We start from the raw sequence: 18,286 nt of genomic DNA, 5'->3' as shown, positions 1-18,286 counted from the left end.
GGCACCTATGAAGGTCGTTGAAAACACGTCAGACCGCCTATTCTTGCGGGACGCACCGTGGTTCATGAGCAGTCTGCTGACCGGTGCGATTGTGCTGATGTGTTATGTCACTTGGCAACGTTATCTTGAGGTCGGGTTTCAACAAGCTGCTCTTATGGGGGTTTTCGCAATAGGGCTTCCCGCCTTGGGTTTCGTTTTGCTTGTCAGGCGAGATGAGTTGATCCTTGATCGCGCAACGGGTGTGATGGAAATCAGGCATACGACCTTGTTCGGATATCAACGAGAAGAGGAACCGCTTGATCGGCTCGAACAGGCGTCCACACAAACCCACCACACATCAAATGGTAACACTCGGCACCGGGTTGCGCTGATCCTGTCGGGTGACCCTAAGAAAGACATCCGAAACATATCACCAGCATATGGCGCCGGACCGCATTCGAAGGACGCCGCCGACATCATCAATCGCTGGCTAAAGGAAGGCGTCTCTTAGTGAAGTATGTCCTGAACCTGTGGATGCTGCTCTTGTCCGTCACGCTTTGGACACCGCAACCCACGCACGAACCATTGCGTGACCTGCCACGTCTATTGGTTGGAACATCACAAGCGGCTGTGGTTGACCGATGTGAACGAGTGCAATTCAGACGATCGGGCGGTGTCGGGAGCAGTGCAACAAATAGCGTTACGATCTTTGACGACATCCCAATTGCGATCAGTGCCGAAGGGATAGAGGCGCATGGCTCGTACAGACTGGGCAAGGAATGGTGTGATGACCAAGTCGGTAAGTCCGTCAACATATTGGTTCATCCCGATGACCCACAACGAAGTATGATCAACAGCTACGTGCAGCTTTGGTTGCTGCCCGTTCATCTTTTGGTGGTTTTGGTCCTTTTTGTCCTGAGCGCAGTATACCCACCCGCATGGCGCTTTGTTTTCTTTGGATATCTGGCGTGTGCTTCGGGATCTGTCTTGTTGGAGCTTTATTTATGACGCCGACATTAGCCACAGAAACTACCTGCTTCTTACCCCCCCATTCAACTTTGACCACAAGAGATCAATGATCAGATGCGCAATTGCTCTTACCGCGCTATGCACAGGTGCAGCAGCCAATGAACTGACCCAGGACTTTCTAGAGGCGCCGGGCATGGTCTGGGTCAGGACAGATTTTCCCGCGTTCAGCAAAGAAGGGAAAATGGACAGTCTGATCCCATATCTGCAATTTACAGATGGAGAGTTTGAAAGCGGTCTGCTGGCCGGATATCCCAGCATCTACCCAAATAGCTGCGCAGAGCCTTTTAATTGTGATGCACGGACGACACGCGGAGACGTTTTAAGTGGACCCTAAACCGTGGTCGCGACCGGCATTCCGGCACAAGAAGGCACCACGCTCAGCGATTGGCAATTCGGTGAGGGTACGCGCCATGATTGGGCGCTTGCTGCAGATGGCATGTATGGCGGTTATGCCGCGATTAGCCGACGTGATGATCAGCTGTACCAGGAAACCAAAGCCGGCCCCCGCACGTATCTGCGTCTGCCCGAACACCTTATCCATTCAGCGTTCTACTTGGCCGAATTTACGGACGCACTTCGGAAAGGTCAAAGAACCGATCAATGTCGCGCAACGCATGATCGCACGGCACAAACTCTTCAATCGAAAACTCGTAAAACAGCGCCTTGCGCCACCTGTTTTGGTCCCATCATCACCGCACTTCCACTCTCAAAAAGAGTGAGTCAGCGGCAGACCAACCAATCAATGGATTTTTTCAACACTATCCGGATGTCTTGGCGATTGAAGTAAGAAAGGATCTCACTTCCTGTTGCAGTTCCTGCAGCGCCGGTTGTTCCAAAGGCAGATGTGAGCCATTTGTCATTTCGCGCAGTCGCTTATCGCCCCTCACCCGGTCGAATGCCAGTTTGCTGAGTGGCGTAGGAGTCCAGGCGTCAGCACCGGGATGAACAAGCAACAATGGGCAACGCAGGCGTATTGAAACCGCTTTTCGCGCGTATATCTTTCGGAAGAACCGCGATGGTATCCGAAGCCGTCCAAGCAGTCGGTCAGTTGAGAAATAGTCACGCATTGCGGCGCCACCTGTCATCTTATTCATTGGCGCAATCAGCCAGAGAGGCATTGCCACACGGTCAACAATCCAAGGCATCAAGTGAAAGCCCAACAACGTTGCGAGGCCGAGCCAACGCCAGCGCGCGGCACGGATGAAGATGCCTGGATCACCCATATCCAGAAGTGTTGTGGCAATGATGCCGGACACGTTCCGCGTTGCTTCGGCGGCGAAAACCGCTGTCATTCCGCCCAATGAGAGACCCATAAGGACCACGTGGCCGGTACATTCGTCTGCCAAATCCGCAACAACAGCCGGCCATTCTTCATACTCCCACCGAAAACCTTTTGCAGGTTGTGTCAAGCCGTAACCCGGCAGATCTGGCGCAAGGACATGCCATCCCTGTTTTGCAGCGAACGCTGCAAAGGGGGCAAGGACACGGCCATTCCCGCCCGCGCCATGGACTAGGATAAATGTGCCCTTCTTGGGTTCTTCCGGCTGCCACTCATCAATGTGAATATCATGACCGCGGATGGAGCGCCAAGTTTCGACAGGTTCGCATTCGAAATTAATATCAAACTGCTCGGCAAGGATTTCCCGATACTGCAACCATGATGCAGAGCCTTGGTAAGTGTTCATAATCTAGGTTCCTTCGTTTTGATACTCATGATATTGAGTATTTGCTCAGGTTTTCTACTCGGGTTCAGAGATTGGTACATGACGGCAACACAGAGACGCCAAGCCATTGTCCGCAAACCAAAACAAAGCCGCTCAAAGGCGACCGTTGCGGCTATTTTGGAAGCTGCGGCTCAGATTCTCGCCAAAGACGGTTGGGATGGGTTCAACACCAACGTGATTGCAAAACGCGCCGGTGTATCCATCGGATCGCTTTATGAATATTTTCCGAACAAACAAGCGCTCGTGGATGCGATCGCAGAAGACCATCTGTCAAAAGGTGAGGCGCTTGTGTCTGCTGCCTCGTCTTTACTTGTACCCACGGTCGCGCCAGACGATATTGTAAAAATCCTTGTCAGTGGGATTGTCGAGTTACACAAAGACGATCCCGAACTGCATCGCATGCTATCCTCTGAGGTGCCGATATCACCTATGCTCCGCAAAAGGGTCGACAAGCTACGCGCGACAGTGATCGAACGTTTGGCAGATGCACTTAAGCATCACATCAGTCAGAACCGGATTGCCGCCCAGCTGCTTTTTGACGTAGCCGATGCGGCCGTTCATCGATGGTTTATTGAAGATGATGGTACATTGGCCGCCCCGGAACGACTTGCCGAACAACTTCAGTGCATGATGCGCGCGTACTTAGATGGTTTGAGGGAGCGTGCCTGAACAGGAATTGATCGGCAGCAATGCTTTGATCTCGCGTCATTCGATCACAACTCAGCATCGTTCGCGGCCGGTTGGGGCGGCGATGATTTGCCGGTTCTTTGCGGAACGTGGAAAAAAATATCTGCCTATAAGCTATTGTTACAATTGGGCGTCAGCTGGGGATCACACATTCAGGAGTATCCCCTATGACATTCATTTCGCCCCTCAGACGGGTTTTGGTTTTGGCCGGTTTATCGGTCACGGCCGCCTTGCCCGGTTTCGCCGATCCGATCCTTGAGGCGACCATCGATTTGCGCGCCAGGCTGGTGCAGGATTTGGGACCTGAGGGCGTGGTCGACATGGCGCCCGGCACGGTTGAGGCTAATCTGACGGATGCGGAAAGGGACTTGTTTTCAACGGGCTATATCACATTCACCGTTGATCAGCCGGTCACGGTCCATATTTATCGCGATGATCGTCTGGCCCGCGTGGATGAGCCATTCTGGCTGGACGATCAGGGGTTTCAGCTGACAGAGTATTCCGCCGAAGCCTATGGCAAGGATTTCGATGTCTGGGCCAAGGATTTTCCCGCCGGTCAGATCGGTTTGGGCATCCATGCGTTTCGTGTGGTGCGTGAGCATTACTTTATCTCAGTCGCGCCGCAGCAGGGGGATGACCCCGTCACGATCACAGATTTGATGCCCCAGGCGCTGCAGACCGAAACGGTCGAATTGGGCGCGCGCACCTATGTCGACCGGTCAGTGACTCTGGACGCGGTATCGGATGCGTTGCTGGGCCATACGCTGATCAAGACACAGTCTGATCGCCGTCCTGTGGCTGCGGTTTATCGGTATTTCCGGCTGACCGATCACCCCGCAGCACCACGGCCTGATCAGATCATTCTGACAATGACCGACGATCCGTCGTCGTCGATGGCCGTGCAGTGGCGGACGGATACCAGCGTAACGGCAAGTGAAATCGCGCTTTGGCCCGAGGAAGACTATCTGCGCCCCGACCGGCCCGAGCCCAAGGTGATTCTGGCCGATACAGTCGTTGCGCCGTCTGAACGGACGGTGAACCAACCTGCGGTCCACCGGCATAGTGTGCTGTTGACTGGTTTGATGCCGGATACCCCTTATATTTACGCCGTCCGCCCGGCCGAGGGCATCTGGTCGGCCACAGCGCGCTTTACCACCGCGCCCGCGGGCGATGCGCCTGTCAGTTTTATGTATTTCGGAGACGTGCAGGAAGGCTTCGACCGGTTTGAAAGCGTTCTGGATCAGGCCATGCGCACCCGTCCGGATGTCGATTTCATCGCGATTGCCGGGGATTTGGTGTCGCGCGGCGGGGATGCGGACAATTGGGACGATTTTTTGAATGTGATCAGCCCCGTGGCGCGCAGCATTCCATTGGTGCCTGCCGTGGGCAATCACGAACTGCAGACCGGGAAATCGGTCGATTACTATCGCAGTCTGTTTCGATTGCCTGAAAATGGCCCCAAGGGCATCGAACCCGAGCGCGCTTATTCTTTTGGCTATGGCGGCGTCAATTTCATCGTGATGGACAGCAATCTTGGGGCCGACAGTCAGACCGACTGGCTGCGTCAGACGCTGGCGGGCAAGGATGATGATTTCACCTTTGTCATGTTGCACCATGCGGCGTTTACGTCGCGGCCAGGGCGGTATTACGAAAAAGTGACCGAGGTCTGGGCCCCGGTGATCGAAGACAGCGAAAAGGTCGCGATGGTTCTGCAGGGCCATGATCACGCTTATCTGCGCACACCGCCGATGCGCGGTGGGCAGCCTGATCCAGAGGGGCAGGGGCCGTATTATGTGATCTCAAGCGCGGGCGAGAAGTTCTATGATCAGGACGATCACGCCTATATCGATGTGGGTATCACGCGGACACAGATGTATCAGGTGATCGATGTTCTGCGGGACGATGATCGGATGGTCTATCGGGCGTTTGATGTTTACGGGGATGAGCGGGACCGTGTGGTGATTGATCGGGATTAGATCACCGTCCAATACACTTGTAGTGTATTTGATGAGAATCGAGGGCAGCGCCCGCCCTCGGGTCGGGCGCTGCCCGGTGGTACCCACCGGGCGAGGGGGGGGGGATATAGTGTCGCAGATTTCTGTTATGATATCCTGAATGACCATCACTCGAACACAAAAACGGATGTAGAGCAGGCGGCCCGCGGCGGGCGTACCCTAGGCAAATTCCGCACGGTCCGCGGCCACGGCGTTCAGCATGTCGCGCATCAGGTCGGGGTCGGCGGCGTGGACGCGGTTCCAGGTGGGGATAAACGGGGTCTCGGACGGGTTATCCAGAAAGATCGACCCGGCCCGCATGATGTTGTCGGCGAACAGTTCGATCGACCGTTCCTCGCGGTGGCGGTCGATGGACAGGCCGTTCATCTTGGCGTCGTTATAGTAGCAATCCAGCAAATCCAGCGCGGTGCGATAGTAAGTGGCCTTTAGCGTGCGGAACACATGTGTCGTAAAGACGGTACCATCGGCAGCAAGCTTGCGAAAAATCGCCTTGCAGATGTCAGTCGACATACGGCTAAGCCCGGTTGAGGCGTCTTCCACCGACAAATCCTGATGCTTGTGGTCGTAAGCATCCGAAATTTCGACCTGACAGACCGATTTCGGGGCCAGATTGCGCCAGGCCTCGGACAACACACCAATCTCAAGCCCCCAGTCGGACGGGATGCGCAGGTCGGGCAGGATACCGGTGCGCATGGCGAATTCACCCGACAGCGGATAGCGAAAGCTGCGCAGGTAATCCAGATAATCACGGTCGCCTATGACACGCTTCAGGGCGATCAGCAGCGGGCTGACCAGCAGGCGCGTGACCCGGCCGTTGATCTTGCCTTCGCCGATGCGGGGATAATAGCCCTTGGCGACCTGATAGGGGAACGACGGGTTGGCGACCGGATAGACAAGACGCGCCAGCATTTCGCGGTGATAGGTGACGATATCGCAGTCATGGATCGCCACAACAGCACTGTCCTGACGGGCCATCAGATAACCCAGGCAGCCCCAGACGTTTTTGCCCTTGCCCGGTTCTTCGGTATAAAGGCCCAGCTTCTTCAGACGCTCGCCCAGCTCTTTCTGGCGGGGGCTGTCGTTCCAGATCACGACGTGATCCTGCGGCAGCCGGGCAAAAAATGCGCGGGCGTGGCGATACTGATCGGCATCGGCACGGTCCAGCCCGATGACGATGCGGTTCAGATAAGGGACCTGCGACAGCTCATCTATGATTTTCGGCAGCGCCTCGCCCTCAAGTTCGGAAAATAGCGACGGCAGGATCAGGCTGATCTTGCGGGTCTGGGCAAAGGTGACAAGTTCATGTGTCATCGCCTCAAGACTGGTGGTGCGCAGATTGTGCAGGGTTGCGATATTTCCGTTCTGGTGAAAATCGGCCAAGATCAGGTTCCTTCAGTCGATGCCATGGTCTGACAGTAGCTGCTGCATCGCAGCATTCCAACCGGCCGGACCAGATAATTTCGTGCGCTGAATGCGGCCTTTGTCTTCGCCGGCCAGCGGGGGCAGGGGGGCGCGGTGCGGATTGTGGATGATGACGCCGTGATCGGCAGTCTCTAGCATTTCGATATCGTTTGGGGCATCGCCCAAGGCGATCGATTTGGGGCTGTTGTACCGAGCCAGGATTGTCTGCATTTGGTCAGCCTTCGTTTGTCCGAACGACAGGGTCAGATATCGCCCGCCCTGCCGCGCGGTTATGCTGTGCGTCGACAGGTGATCAAGGAACGCTGCTATCTGATCATCCGTTCCGTGCCAGCGGCCGGGTTCGGAAAATTTGCGTTTGCCTGCATTGGCTGCATCACGCAAGGGCAGACTGGTGTCTTGTGCGATCTGGTCCGCAGTCATGTCGCCGAAGCCGGTAAACAGGGTGCGCAGGGTGTTGGGTATTTCTTCCAACGCGGCACGAAGCCTGACGTAATCGTCGCCCTCGATATCATCGGCCCCGGCGGGCAAAAGCCCCGCGCCGTTTTCCACAATCGCAGGGCAGTCGGAAAAGCCAAGCGTCGCGCGCAACGGCGCGATCTCGGCCGCGGTCTTTGAGCTGGCCAGAATAACGGGAATCTGCGCCGCCCTCAGCCTGTCCAAAGCGGGTTCGGCGGGGCCATGGGAATAGCTGTCATGATCCAGAAGTGTGCCGTCAAGGTCGGTAAAAACGATCAAAGCGGGTGTCTGGTTCATCGGCTTTCGGGGCAGGCGCGAATCTGTCATCTGCCTTCATGTCTAGCCTGCTGTGATCCGGGGTCAATCATATCTGTCTAAGCCAAAGGACAAGTGATCATGGACTAAAATAATAAAGTCAAAACAGCATCTTAATTGTTATGATTGATATATCGCGCTTCAGTGTCGTTGACCGACCCGCGCAACAAGTGTATTATTCAGGCATTATTTTTGAATTTATATTTAAGGTGATTTATGACGACAGCATCCCCGCGGATGCCGGTATCCAGTTATATCTGGGTCGGTATCATTGCACTTGTAGTACTCTTTGAAATCATACTGTTCTTCGGCTCAGATCCCGACAAGACGTTTTCGACCATCATGCGCAGCTGGGCCGTTGTTGGCTTGGCAGCGCCCTTTGGCTGGGGCACATTGGCGGGCCATTTCTTTCACCCATCCGACAGCTGGAAAGGCATCTGGCAAAGCGTCTTTGGCGTGGGTTCATTCTGGGTGATCATCGTCACCGCCGGATTGATCCTGTTGCTGGCCGGTGTCGATGTGATCGTTGCATTGGCCACAGACGGTTTTGTTTATCCCGATATCGTATCCCCGATAATGCTGCTGGTCGGCTTTGTCTGGGGCGCGGTGTCCTGGCCTGTGTGATCGGAGGGTGTGATGGGAATTATCGTTACAGCCGAAGTTCTGCTGGTTCTGACAATAATAATCGGCGTCATCGTGTCGGATATCTTTCTGGCCGTCTCTGAGGATGGAAACAGGCATCCGTCGGGCCTGACGGGCGACACCTACAGCGAAGTTACGCGGTATTGGGCCAAGTTCACGCCGGTGATGCCTTGGGTCTGGGGCCTGTTGGCCGGGCGCTTCTTTCACTGGGGGCAAGAGCCGCTGTTGCCTGACCCATTCTGGCTGGGCGTGGTGATCATGCTGGGGATTACAGCCGTGGTATTCGCCATTGTCATCCCAATTAGAAAGTGGATCTGGCAGCCGATCGATACCATTTTCGGGATGCCGCTGGCCTTTGGCCTGGCCTATGTGGTCGGGTCCCTGTTCTGGCCAGTAGAAAGCCCGCCGATCGACTTCCTGTAAAGGGTTGGGGCGCGGTGTTGCGCCCTGATCCACCCCGTTTAACGAGTTCGCGTGTCGTATTTTTTGGCACTGTTACAAAACTGATTTTTATACGTTTTTTGGAACTCAAAATGCATTATGACCCCACACCTGCCTTCCGGCAGCTTGAAACCGGCTTTTCTGACTGGATCAAGGATGCCGCTGATTTTGCCAAGCCGAAGATCGCCTTGGACCAAGTGGCCGACACGACGTCTGATGCGGCGCAGGTTGGCATCCTGGCGGTGGGGTGGCGGCAGGCGATGTCGAACGGCAGACAGGCGCGCGAACATCGGGTTCTGGCCGACTATCTGCTGACTGTTTCTGCCAAAAGCTCGGCTGTGGCTCATGGTGTGTTGGGTGCGATGATTGTGCGGAAGATGCCGCAGATCGAAGCGCTTTTGCCCGTGTCGCAGGATGATCCGATCTGGGGTGCGCTTGGCGCTGCGCCCCGCCCGGCGCTTTTGGCCAGTTGCTATGTCGATCTGACCCCACCCGAAAAACCGGCCACGACGATTACCGAGGTGCGTGCGACGTTCGCCCCATCGGCCGCGATTTCGGGCCAGGTGGTGCAGCAGGGCAAAGCAGTGGCTGCGGCCAGTGTGTCTATCGCGGGCAGTGATCACGCCGTTCAGACCGACACCGACGGGCGCTTTACGCTTTACGGCTGGTCCGGTCAGGCCCTGGCCATTGCCCATCGCGGGTCCATCCAAGTTTTCAAACCCAAACCCGGGTCAGATGACCTGGTCATTTCCATCAAGAAGGAGCATTAGACCATGAGTAATTATGATGCACCCGGCGTTTATATTGAAAACGTCCGCGCCGGGACACCGCCCATTCAGGGGGTTGGCACCTCGACCGTGTTGTGTGTGGCACCTTGCCCCGGGGCCTCGGCCCCGATGCACAAGCCCAAGTCGATCACCAACTACACTGAATTTCTAAAGCATTTCGGATCCGACAAGCCCGAGGCACGGCATGTTCTTAATGCGGCCAAGGGGTTTTTCGAAAACGGCGGTACCAAGCTTTACATGATTGCCGTTGAGGATGACGCGGGTGTTGCCGGTGACGCGAAAAAGCGCACGGGGCTTTGGGCGGCGCACGGGCTGGATGAACCGGCCATCGTCATCTGTCCCGGTGTCACGGATATCGCCGTACAAAAGGCCGTTCTGACCTATTGCGAAAACATGCGCGATCGGTTCTGCATTCTGGACGCGCCCGAAAAGGTCGATGATCTGGACAAGCTGACCAAGATCGGCACCGTCAAAGCTGCTGCAGGTGAGGGCGAAGGTGGCGGCGGCGGTCGGGCGGCACGCGGTGGCGGGGTCAAGCCCGGCATGTCTGAACAGGGCTTCGGGTCGTTCAACTTTCCCTGGATTTCGGTGGTTGATCAGCAGACGCGCAAGATCGTGAATGCACCACCCTCGGGCCATCTGGCTGGGGTTTATGCCCGTACGGATGCATTGCGCGGTGTGCACAAGGCGCCTGCGAATGAAATCGTCAAAGGCGCTTTGGGTGTGTCCTATAACGTGGCCAAGGCCGAACTTGGGATGCTGAACCGCAACGGTGTCAATGTGATCCGGGAATTCACCTCGCGCGGCATCCGCATCTTTGGCGCCCGCACGCTGGCCGATCAGAATTCGGAATGGCGCTATGTGAACGTCAAGCGGTTCCTGATCTTTGTCGAAGAGTCGCTGCAGCTTGGCCTGATGCGCGCGGTTTTTGAGCCGCATGACAAGCCCACCCAGGACAGCCTGCGCATGCAGATCACATCGTTCCTGCTGACCTTGTGGCGGGATGGGGCCTTGGTCGGGGCGACCCCGGAAGAGGCGTTCTTTGTCAAATGCGACGCAGAAAACAATCCGCCCGACGTCGTCGAAAAGGGTCAGATCCGTGTGGATGTGGGCCTGGCCGTCGTGCGCCCTGCTGAATTCGTGATCGTACGCCTAAGCCAGTGGAATGGCGGCGGCAGCGGCGATCAAAGCTGATTTTAAGGAGAATTGATTATGCCTTTGGAAATGCCCGGAAATGCCTACAACTTTCGCCTTGATATCGGGGGCGAGATCGTGGGCGTCTTTACCGACGTCAAGCCGCCTTCGGCGCGCGTCGAAAACATCGAATATCGCGAAGGCGGCGGTGCCCCTGCGGTGCGCGTGCTGCCCGGTCGTGTGATCTATGAACCAGTTGTGCTGCGGTGGGGGTTTGGCCTGTCGCCGATCCTATGGGAATGGATGTCAGCGTCCATGGCGGGGCGCGCGGAATACAAGGACATCGCGCTGATCATGATCGCCAATGATGGCGAAAGCCAGACCGGCCGGTTCAACATGTTCCGCTGCCTGCCGACGGCCTGCAGCATGTCCGAACTATCGGCGCTCAGCCAGAGCGTGGCGATCGAGAACCTTGAGATTCACTATGAGAATCTGGAGCGGATCCTTGCCTAAGGACGCACATAACACAGGGCCATCCGTCTGGTTCCGCCTGCGGGCGGGGCTGGCGGCGCCTTTGCGCTGGCTGGCGGTGCTGTTCGATGGTCTGGCCATTCGGTTGGCACCCCCACCGGTCGTTCGCGCTGTACCAGGCGCACCTGCGGCCTGGTTGAAAACAATGCAGGAGTTTGCCCCCGATCTGTTGGACAGCGATGAGGGTTGGAAACGGTTGGGGCAGGCGTCGGGTTTTGAGTTGCCTGCACGGTCCGCGCACGGGAAACGGCGCTTGGCCAAACTACCGACAGATCAAGCCGGGTCATCCCACGACGGTTCTGTTCTGCCTGAGAACCCGCCCAATACCGCCTGTGAACCTGTCGAATTCGCGCGCCACACTGCGCTGCAGAACACACCAATAGGGCTGTGCGAAAGCCGCGCGGTCGATCGGGTGGCGGATACCCCGCCGCCTAAACGCGCCATACGGTTGCGCCCAACGTTTAGCTTTCCCGGTGAACGGAGCCAGAAAGCCGGCCCCGATACGATGCCAGGCCCTGCTATGAAGGCGAGCTTGGAAACCTATGATGTGCCGCCAAGCCAACCAAAGGGGACAGAGCAGTCGCCGCGGTTTCCAGATCATGATGCTGGTCAAAAGGCCCATGGATCAATAGCCCCGAAACGGGTGCGGGATGGAATACAGCCAGTCGGTCCGGACCAAACCGTTCGCCAAAAAGTCAAAACCGCCATCGCCGATCTACCCAGGCACTGCGATTATGCTGCCCACAATGAAACAATGCTGCCCGATCAAGCAGTAAGACGGGGCGCTTCGGTCATCGCACGCTCCAAGACCGTCGTCGGTGCGTGGCCCGATCTGCGGGCCCCGATTTCACCGCACAGCAATAGCCCAACCGGATTTGGCCTAAGGGATGATTTCTGGGCCCGCGGCACGCGCGAAGCAGGAAAAGGCACATGGAACGCATAGTTTTTTACAACGAACTGTCCGGCGACCTGATCGAATGCATGCTGAACCCTGAAAGCATGACATGGCGGCGTTCGGCGGGTCTGCGGACGCGGACGCTGGACCAGATGCCCATCGCGTCCTCTGCACAGACCGACGACAGTTTGATCTATACCGGTGGCGGTCAGACCGAAGCGGCGCTTGAGCTTTTGTTCGATGTGCGCACCGCGGCGCCTTCCAGTTTCGTCAAAGGGGGCAGTGCGCGGGCTGAAACCGGTGACATAAGGGAGGTCACCACCAAGCTTTGGGCGCTGGCCGAAAGCAGACCTGAAAATGCCACCGATCCCTGGCCACAGGTCGTGAGGATGATCTGGGGCAATTGGAGCGTTCCGGTCGTTGTCACAGCCGTTGCCGAACGGCTTGAGGATTTCACCATTGACGGTGTCGCGCGCCGGTCGTGGATCACCCTGGGTCTGCGGCGGGTAAACGAACGCGCCGAACTGACGCCGCAGCGCGGGGTGGACCCCCTGCATGGTGACGCGGTTGAGGCCGCGGTGGCCGAACTGACGTCAGACGATATCGCGATTGCCGAGGCCCCCCATACCTCGGCCGCGCGGTCGGGCGGTTTGTTCCGCATCGATCTTTTGGCGCAGCAGGCCTTCGGTGACCCGCGGCAATGGCGGTTTCTGGCGGCGTTGAACGGATTGGAAAACCCCTTTGATCCGCCCGCCGACCGACCCTTTGTCACCGTTGTTCAAGGCGATAGGGGCGAAAGATGACACAAGACCGTTTGCCCGCACTGACCGTTTTTCTGGATGGCGACCGGCTTGAGCCGCGCGTGGCCAGACAGATCACCTCGATCCGCATTCGCCGCGCGCTGTCCTGCGCAGCCCAGGCGGAAATTCGGATCACGTCCCATGATTTTCAGGTGCCACCCCTTGGCGCCGGGCTGCGGATTGAGCGTCAGGATCGCGATGAACCGCTTTTTGCAGGGGCCGTGTCGGCCATTGAACGCGCCCGGCGCCAGGATGGTGTGGTGACAGTGACTGTGCGGGGCTTTGATGCCCTGCAAAGCCTGCGGCGCAGCGGGCAGGCCGCATCGCTGCAGGATATCACGCCGGGCGATATTGCCCGGTCGATGGCCGATAAACTGGGTTTGGGTTTTGAGACCCAGGAAAGCGGCCCGACCCTGCCGCATATGATCCGCACAGATCGCACGGATTTCGATTTTCTGTGCAGCGAAACCCGCCGGTTCGGGCTGTGGTTTCATTTGCGTGCTGGCACACTGCACCTGCATGGCGTTGATGGCTTTGGCGCGCCCCGTCGCATCACGTTGTCAGAGGACGCCTTTGAGGCGCGGGTCGAGGCGAATGCGGATCAGGCTACCGGGTCGATGTCTTTCACCGCCTTCGCGCCCGATGTTCTTGACCCGTTTCCCGGCTTTGCCTTTGGGCTGGATAGTTCAGACGCCTATGGGGCGAACACCGTGGATGCCGACACCGATATTCCGGTTCTGAACCTGCCATCGGCGACTGAGGATGAAGCGTTGGCCATCGCATCCGCCGAAATGGCGCATCGCGACGCCGGTCGCGTGACTCTGCGCGCGGTTTTTGACGGCAGCTATGCCTTTCATCTGGGCCAGCGGCTTGAGGTGGCCGATATCGGCATGGATACCGCGGGTCCGCTGCCGATCACGCAGATCGAAGACCGCATTGATGTCGCCGCAGGGCATATTGTTGAGGTTTCGACCCAACCCGCGCCGCTGTCCCCAATTCAGCAGCGACCCCAGATGGCCTGGGCGAAGGTTGTTGACAATGATGATCCGACCGGCGCAGGGCGCGTGCGCTGCAGCTTTCCGGCTATTGGCGATACTGAAACCGGCTGGCTGCAGGTGATCCGCCCCATGGCCGGGCCGGATCGCGGTTTTGCCTATGTGCCAGCGGTCGATGATCACGTGATGGTCCTGACCAACTCGGGCCGTTTGGAACATGCCTTTGTTCTGGGCAGCCTGAATGCGCAGGAACGGCTGGCGATTGTGGACGGGGCAGGGGATGCCAAACGCTTTGGCTTTTATTCTGTCGCAGGCCACGCGCTGACGTTCGACGACGACAGCAAAATCGCTGAACTGAAAGCGCCAGATGGGTCGAAACTGGCCCTTGGTCCCGATGGAATTTCACTGCGCGCCGACGGGGATCTGACGTTGGAGGCCCCGGGCGGCACCGTCACCATCCGCGGCAACGCGATTGATTTTGAGCGGGGGTAGAGACATGCTGCTGATCACGAAAAAAGCCAACATTCGCTGCGCCCACCAGTTGGGCAAGGTTGAACTGAAAGCCACACAACGGTTTGTGCGCATTCAGGGCCAGCCGATCCTGGTCAAGCACGACACCCAGGGCTGCAAGATTGACGGCTGCCCCCCCATCCCGCCGCTGAAACCCTGTCTGGTGACGCTGAACGAAGTTGTAGGTCACTCGGATTTCATTCGCATCGGCGGGCGACCCGTGTCGCTGAACCTGTTGCAGGGGCTGACCAGCGGCGATCCCCCCGGCACCGTTCCCTATACCGTTCACGCCGCGGGCCAAAGTTTAGTGAGGCAGAAATGACCACCGATAGTATCCTTAGAAAACCGGAAAGATGCCTGAAGTTCTTTGCCACGCAGTTCGATGATGATGTGACGCATGGTCTGACCGCCGGATCAAACGGTGCCTTGCAGATGGTGGAAGAGGCCGATGCCGTGCGTCAGTCACTAATGACGCTGTTGTCGACCCGCCCCGGTGAACGTGTGATGCGCCCGGACTATGGCTGTGATCTGGAACGGCTGGCCTTTGCCGGACATGGCCACACCACGGAAATGCTGGCCAGTCTGCTGATCCGTCGCGCGATCCAGCGTTTTGAGCCGCGCGCCGAAAACCTGCAGGTGCAGGCCAAGGCTGACCCCGAAGACCCATCCCGCCTGATGATCGACATTGATTACACCGTCCGCCGACGCCAGCAGCAGGACCATCTGGCGCTGGTTGTGCCCACCATGATGCAAGAGGAAAGCCAATGACCCTCAGACCGCCAAATCTTGACGACCGTACCTATGACGACCTTGTTCAGGCCGCCCACGATCGGATCAAGGCGCTGTGTCCCGAATGGACAGATTTCGGCCCCGGTGATCCCGGCCGGACACTGGTTGAGACGTTTTCCTATCTGACCGAGGTTCTGATCTGGCGCGTCAATCAACTGCCCGACCGCGCCTTTATCGAGTTTCTGAACAAGATGGGCGTTCTGATGGGACCGCCTGCTGCGGCTTCAACCGAATTGGTGTTCCTGCGGGACGATACTTCGGTACCGCTGACGTTGCCGGTTGGAACGCGCGTGAATGCGGATCGCGCCGGTGGGCGCGGGGAAGCGGTGCAGTTTGCCACACTGGCGCCTGCCGTCTTTGAACCGGGGGCCAATCAGGCTGTCGTGCGCGCGGCCCATGCCGAATTGATCAAGGCCGAACTGTTGGGCGTCAGCGACGGACAGCCCGGGCAGATCTTCAAGGTTGCGAAAGGCGCGATCATTGCCCCCCTTGGCGCGCCGATGGATCTGGTGGTGGGTGTGGAAACGCCCCGTGATCAGGTGCCTGCCAAGGCCGAGGCGATTGAACATGATGACGCGGTCTACGTGCTGTGGCGTGAGGTCAAGACATTTAGCGCTGGTGATCAGGGCAAGGCCGTTTTCATGGCCGACCGAGCAAATGGTGTCATTCGTTTTGCACCCGCCGCGCGATTGCCCGAGGCTGGGTCCGAGGATGCCCCGACACTGGGTCGGACGGCCACCGCGATGGCTGCGATCCCCAATGCCGGGCGCCGTATCCGCGTCTGGTACCGCGTGGGTGGGGGGGATGCCGGTAATGTTGTTGCCGGGGCGCTGACCAAGCTGGATCAGAATATGCCCGGGCTTTCCGTGACCAACCCGACGGCTGCCACCGGCGGGCGTGATAGCGAAACCCTGGCCAACGCGCTGCGGCGTGGCCCGAGGGAGGTCGCATCGCGGAACCGGGCCGTCACCGCCCAGGATTACGAGGCCCTGGCCGAGGCCCTGCCGAACGTGTCGCGCGCGCGGGCCTATGCGCGGGCCGAAAACTGGCGCCATGCAGAAAAAGGGTCGGTTGAGGTCGTTCTGACGCCCCATATGCCCAAGGCGGACCGCACCGGGCTGTTGACGCGGTCAGCGTTAGAGGACGCCTGCACTGACACCGGCCTGGCCGATGCACAGGCGCATTTGCAAAAACACCGCCCCCTTGGCGCGCGGTGCGATGCAAGCTGGGTCCGGTTCAAGCCAGTGCGCATCCGGGTTCGTGCGGCCCTTCGCCCCTATGAAAATGCCAGTGATGTCGCCACGCGGCTGCAACAGGCGCTGAACCAGATGATTTCGCCCTTGGCCAACGCAGAAACCGGTCAGGACGGCTGGACCTTTGGTGAACCCCTGCGCAGCTGGCACATCAACGATGTCGCCCGCCGTGAACCGGCCATTGCCTATCTGGAAGATCCGATCATCGAAACGCCCGAGGCCCCCGATGACGTCTGCCGCGCGATTGTACCCGATGGAAACCAACCCGGTGTCTGGTATGCAGGCAGTGGCGAGGCCGTCTATCGGTCGCTGAATGACGGGGATGGTTGGGAGCTGGCGCGGGCTTTTCCCGGTGAAACGGTCTGTCTGATTGCGACGCCCGCGGCCTGGCACGGTGTGGACGATATGCTGGGGCTGGTCGCGGTGATCACACAGACCGAAAAAGGCAACAGCTTCTATATCTCGCGTGATTGTGGGGAAACCTGGACGCTGATCCTGCGGTTTGAACAGGGCATCAGTGTCACCGACATGGATTTTCTGATGCGGCAGGATGGCCCAACGGTGCTTTTCGCTGCCGCAGACGGGTTGCGCGAATTCACCCTGGATCGTGACAAAAACTGGCGGCGGATCATCATTGACCCCGCCACGCCAGACTTACGGGTCTGGGCGGTGACGGTCGCCCGTAATCCGATCGGATCGGCCAGCAGGTATACCGTTTTTGCGTCTGGCGACGGGCGCGGGCTGTTCTGTTCGGCCAGTGATGGGCTGCCCAAAAGCTTTACCGCGATTGGTCCTGCGGGCATGGAAAGTCAGATGTTCCGCGTGCTGGCAACCCATGAATTCGGCGGGCAGGCACGGGTCTGGGCCGGTGTCCGCGTGCCCCAAGGGGTCGAGGGCAAGGGTTGTTTCGAATATCGTGTCACGGGACGGCGCGATCAGGAACCGCGCGTGCGCCCCTATCCCAAGGGTTGGAATGGCGAAAGTTGCCGCGGCATCGCCTTTATGGACGACAAGGTTCTTGTGGCCACGCACCACGCCGGGGTTCAGACGATCTCACTGACCGATACCGACCCTGAATGGCGCCCCTCTGATGTGAACTGTGGCCTGCCGCAACGGCGTCTTGATCTGCTGCAGCCCATCAATGTGATTGCCGCCACAAATTCAAAAGCCATGATCTGTCCGGGGCAAGAGGACGCGGGCGAAGGCGGCGGCGTCTATCGCACCGATAACGGCGTGACCTTCGAACGCTGCAGCCAACGCGAACATGTGGGTTTTGTGACTTTGCCGCCGAACTGGCTGTTTTGCGCCGCAGGCGAGCATGTGATTGACGAGGTGGCCCATGAACGCTGATCAGATCGCCCATCTGTTGCCGGAATTCTGGCGGGATGCCCGCAGGCCCAATTCACCGCAGGACGCTTTGTTTGATGTCATGGCGGGGCTTTTGACCCCGGCTGAACACCAGATCAACACCATTGATGTTAGTCTTGATCCCCTACGCTGTCCCAAGGCCATGTTACCGTTTCTGGTCCGGATGATGGGGCTTGAGCCGCTGTTGCCGTTTACCGGTGCCCAGGACGGGCACATTGATACAAACGCCTTGCGCCTGGTGCTGGCCGAGGCACCGCATCTTCTGGATCGTCGTGGCACGAACACGGGCATTATGCGCGCCCTTACACTGGCTGTTGGCCCCGGTTTCATGATTGACGAAACATCGGCGCTGGCGGGGCAGTTCCACGTGACCATCCAGTGCCCAGACGGCACGCAAAGCGCCGGTGCGTTGATTGACGCCGTCACTCGCCTTTTCAAACCCGCCCACATCACCCATGACCTGCGATGGCCCGATCCGGACGAGTAACATTGAAATTACCACCAAGACCTTTT

Annotated in this window: 20 protein-coding genes; 17 read left to right on the top strand and 3 right to left on the bottom strand. The window is 58.3% G+C overall.

Translation table 11 applies throughout. The annotated features are described in order from the left end of the window. The first annotated feature begins 7 nt into the window (after positions 1 to 7). The 3 genes from H7848_RS04340 (at position 8) to H7848_RS04330 (ending at position 1,795) form a co-directional block, all read left to right on the top strand. Entirely contained in the window at positions 8 to 490 is a 483-nt protein-coding gene (locus H7848_RS04340) for a hypothetical protein (protein ID WP_208348353.1), read from the top strand. After that, complete coding sequence (locus H7848_RS04335; RefSeq protein WP_208348351.1) at positions 490 to 987, top strand: hypothetical protein; 498 nt, start codon at positions 490 to 492, stop codon at positions 985 to 987. Before H7848_RS04340 ends, H7848_RS04335 begins: the two co-directional genes overlap by 1 nt. Before the next feature lie 358 nt (positions 988 to 1,345). Further along, entirely contained in the window at positions 1,346 to 1,795 is a 450-nt protein-coding gene (locus tag H7848_RS04330; protein WP_208348349.1) for a hypothetical protein, read from the top strand. Here the strand turns inward: H7848_RS04330 and H7848_RS04325 are convergent. Beyond that, positions 1,767 to 2,693, bottom strand: a complete 927-nt coding sequence (locus H7848_RS04325; protein WP_208348348.1) for an alpha/beta hydrolase — start codon at positions 2,691 to 2,693, stop codon at positions 1,767 to 1,769. The two genes, H7848_RS04330 and H7848_RS04325, sit on opposite strands and share 29 nt — an antisense overlap. A 78-nt stretch (positions 2,694 to 2,771) precedes the next feature. Here H7848_RS04325 and H7848_RS04320 point away from each other — a divergent pair, with 78 nt between their 5' ends. Next, positions 2,772 to 3,401, top strand: coding sequence for a TetR/AcrR family transcriptional regulator (locus tag H7848_RS04320; RefSeq protein WP_208348347.1), 630 nt, complete (start codon positions 2,772 to 2,774; stop codon positions 3,399 to 3,401). 185 nt (positions 3,402 to 3,586) lie between these two features. Next, complete coding sequence (locus H7848_RS04315; protein WP_208348346.1) at positions 3,587 to 5,395, top strand: purple acid phosphatase family protein; 1,809 nt, start codon at positions 3,587 to 3,589, stop codon at positions 5,393 to 5,395. A 198-nt stretch (positions 5,396 to 5,593) separates the two neighbouring features. Here H7848_RS04315 and H7848_RS04310 read toward each other — a convergent pair whose 3' ends face one another. After that, positions 5,594 to 6,814 carry a glycosyltransferase family protein gene (locus tag H7848_RS04310; protein WP_208348345.1) on the bottom strand — a complete coding sequence of 407 codons (1,221 nt, stop codon included), beginning with the start codon at positions 6,812 to 6,814 and terminating at the stop codon, positions 5,594 to 5,596. 12 nt (positions 6,815 to 6,826) lie between these two features. Then, the gene (locus H7848_RS04305; RefSeq protein WP_237072581.1) at positions 6,827 to 7,639 is read right to left on the bottom strand and encodes an HAD-IIB family hydrolase; all 813 of its coding nucleotides are present in this window, start codon (positions 7,637 to 7,639) and stop codon (positions 6,827 to 6,829) included. A gap of 204 nt (positions 7,640 to 7,843) precedes the next feature. Between H7848_RS04305 and H7848_RS04300 the strand changes: the two genes are divergently transcribed. The 12 genes from H7848_RS04300 to H7848_RS04245 all read left to right on the top strand — a co-directional run bounded on the left by H7848_RS04300 (position 7,844) and on the right by H7848_RS04245 (position 18,260). Beyond that, positions 7,844 to 8,251, top strand: coding sequence for a hypothetical protein (locus H7848_RS04300; RefSeq protein ID WP_208348344.1), 408 nt, complete (start codon positions 7,844 to 7,846; stop codon positions 8,249 to 8,251). Positions 8,252 to 8,263: 12 nt separating this feature from the next. Continuing rightward, positions 8,264 to 8,692 carry a hypothetical protein gene (locus H7848_RS04295; protein WP_208348343.1) on the top strand — a complete coding sequence of 143 codons (429 nt, stop codon included), beginning with the start codon at positions 8,264 to 8,266 and terminating at the stop codon, positions 8,690 to 8,692. A gap of 110 nt (positions 8,693 to 8,802) precedes the next feature. Beyond that, entirely contained in the window at positions 8,803 to 9,480 is a 678-nt protein-coding gene (locus tag H7848_RS04290; protein ID WP_208348341.1) for a hypothetical protein, read from the top strand. A 3-nt stretch (positions 9,481 to 9,483) separates the two neighbouring features. Next, positions 9,484 to 10,692, top strand: a complete 1,209-nt coding sequence (locus H7848_RS04285) for a phage tail sheath family protein (RefSeq protein WP_208348338.1) — start codon at positions 9,484 to 9,486, stop codon at positions 10,690 to 10,692. A gap of 18 nt (positions 10,693 to 10,710) precedes the next feature. Then, on the top strand, positions 10,711 to 11,145 hold the full coding sequence (locus H7848_RS04280) for a phage tail protein (protein ID WP_208348335.1): 435 nt from the start codon (positions 10,711 to 10,713) through the stop codon (positions 11,143 to 11,145). Further along, entirely contained in the window at positions 11,138 to 12,106 is a 969-nt protein-coding gene (locus H7848_RS04275) for a hypothetical protein (protein ID WP_208348332.1), read from the top strand. The genes H7848_RS04280 and H7848_RS04275 overlap by 8 nt, the downstream gene beginning before the upstream one ends. Then, positions 12,094 to 12,861: a CIS tube protein gene (locus H7848_RS04270; protein WP_208348329.1), complete on the top strand. Its 768-nt coding sequence runs from the start codon at positions 12,094 to 12,096 to the stop codon at positions 12,859 to 12,861. The genes H7848_RS04275 and H7848_RS04270 overlap by 13 nt, the downstream gene beginning before the upstream one ends. Beyond that, the gene (locus tag H7848_RS04265; protein WP_208348326.1) at positions 12,858 to 14,345 is read left to right on the top strand and encodes a phage baseplate assembly protein V; all 1,488 of its coding nucleotides are present in this window, start codon (positions 12,858 to 12,860) and stop codon (positions 14,343 to 14,345) included. Before H7848_RS04270 ends, H7848_RS04265 begins: the two co-directional genes overlap by 4 nt. A gap of 4 nt (positions 14,346 to 14,349) precedes the next feature. After that, the gene (locus H7848_RS04260) at positions 14,350 to 14,685 is read left to right on the top strand and encodes a hypothetical protein (RefSeq protein WP_208348324.1); all 336 of its coding nucleotides are present in this window, start codon (positions 14,350 to 14,352) and stop codon (positions 14,683 to 14,685) included. Continuing rightward, on the top strand, positions 14,682 to 15,131 hold the full coding sequence (gene tssE, locus H7848_RS04255) for a type VI secretion system baseplate subunit TssE (protein ID WP_208348322.1): 450 nt from the start codon (positions 14,682 to 14,684) through the stop codon (positions 15,129 to 15,131). Before H7848_RS04260 ends, tssE begins: the two co-directional genes overlap by 4 nt. Further along, positions 15,128 to 17,755: a baseplate J/gp47 family protein gene (locus H7848_RS04250; RefSeq protein ID WP_208348319.1), complete on the top strand. Its 2,628-nt coding sequence runs from the start codon at positions 15,128 to 15,130 to the stop codon at positions 17,753 to 17,755. The genes tssE and H7848_RS04250 overlap by 4 nt, the downstream gene beginning before the upstream one ends. Then, positions 17,745 to 18,260 carry a phage tail protein gene (locus tag H7848_RS04245; protein ID WP_208348317.1) on the top strand — a complete coding sequence of 172 codons (516 nt, stop codon included), beginning with the start codon at positions 17,745 to 17,747 and terminating at the stop codon, positions 18,258 to 18,260. The genes H7848_RS04250 and H7848_RS04245 overlap by 11 nt, the downstream gene beginning before the upstream one ends. Positions 18,261 to 18,286 lie beyond the last annotated feature (26 nt).

This window comes from Pseudaestuariivita rosea (assembly GCF_017592335.1).
GTDB lineage: Bacteria > Pseudomonadota > Alphaproteobacteria > Rhodobacterales > Rhodobacteraceae > Parasulfitobacter > Parasulfitobacter rosea.
The sequence above is the reverse complement of the archived record's forward strand: the minus strand, read 5'-3'. Positions and strand labels throughout refer to the sequence as shown.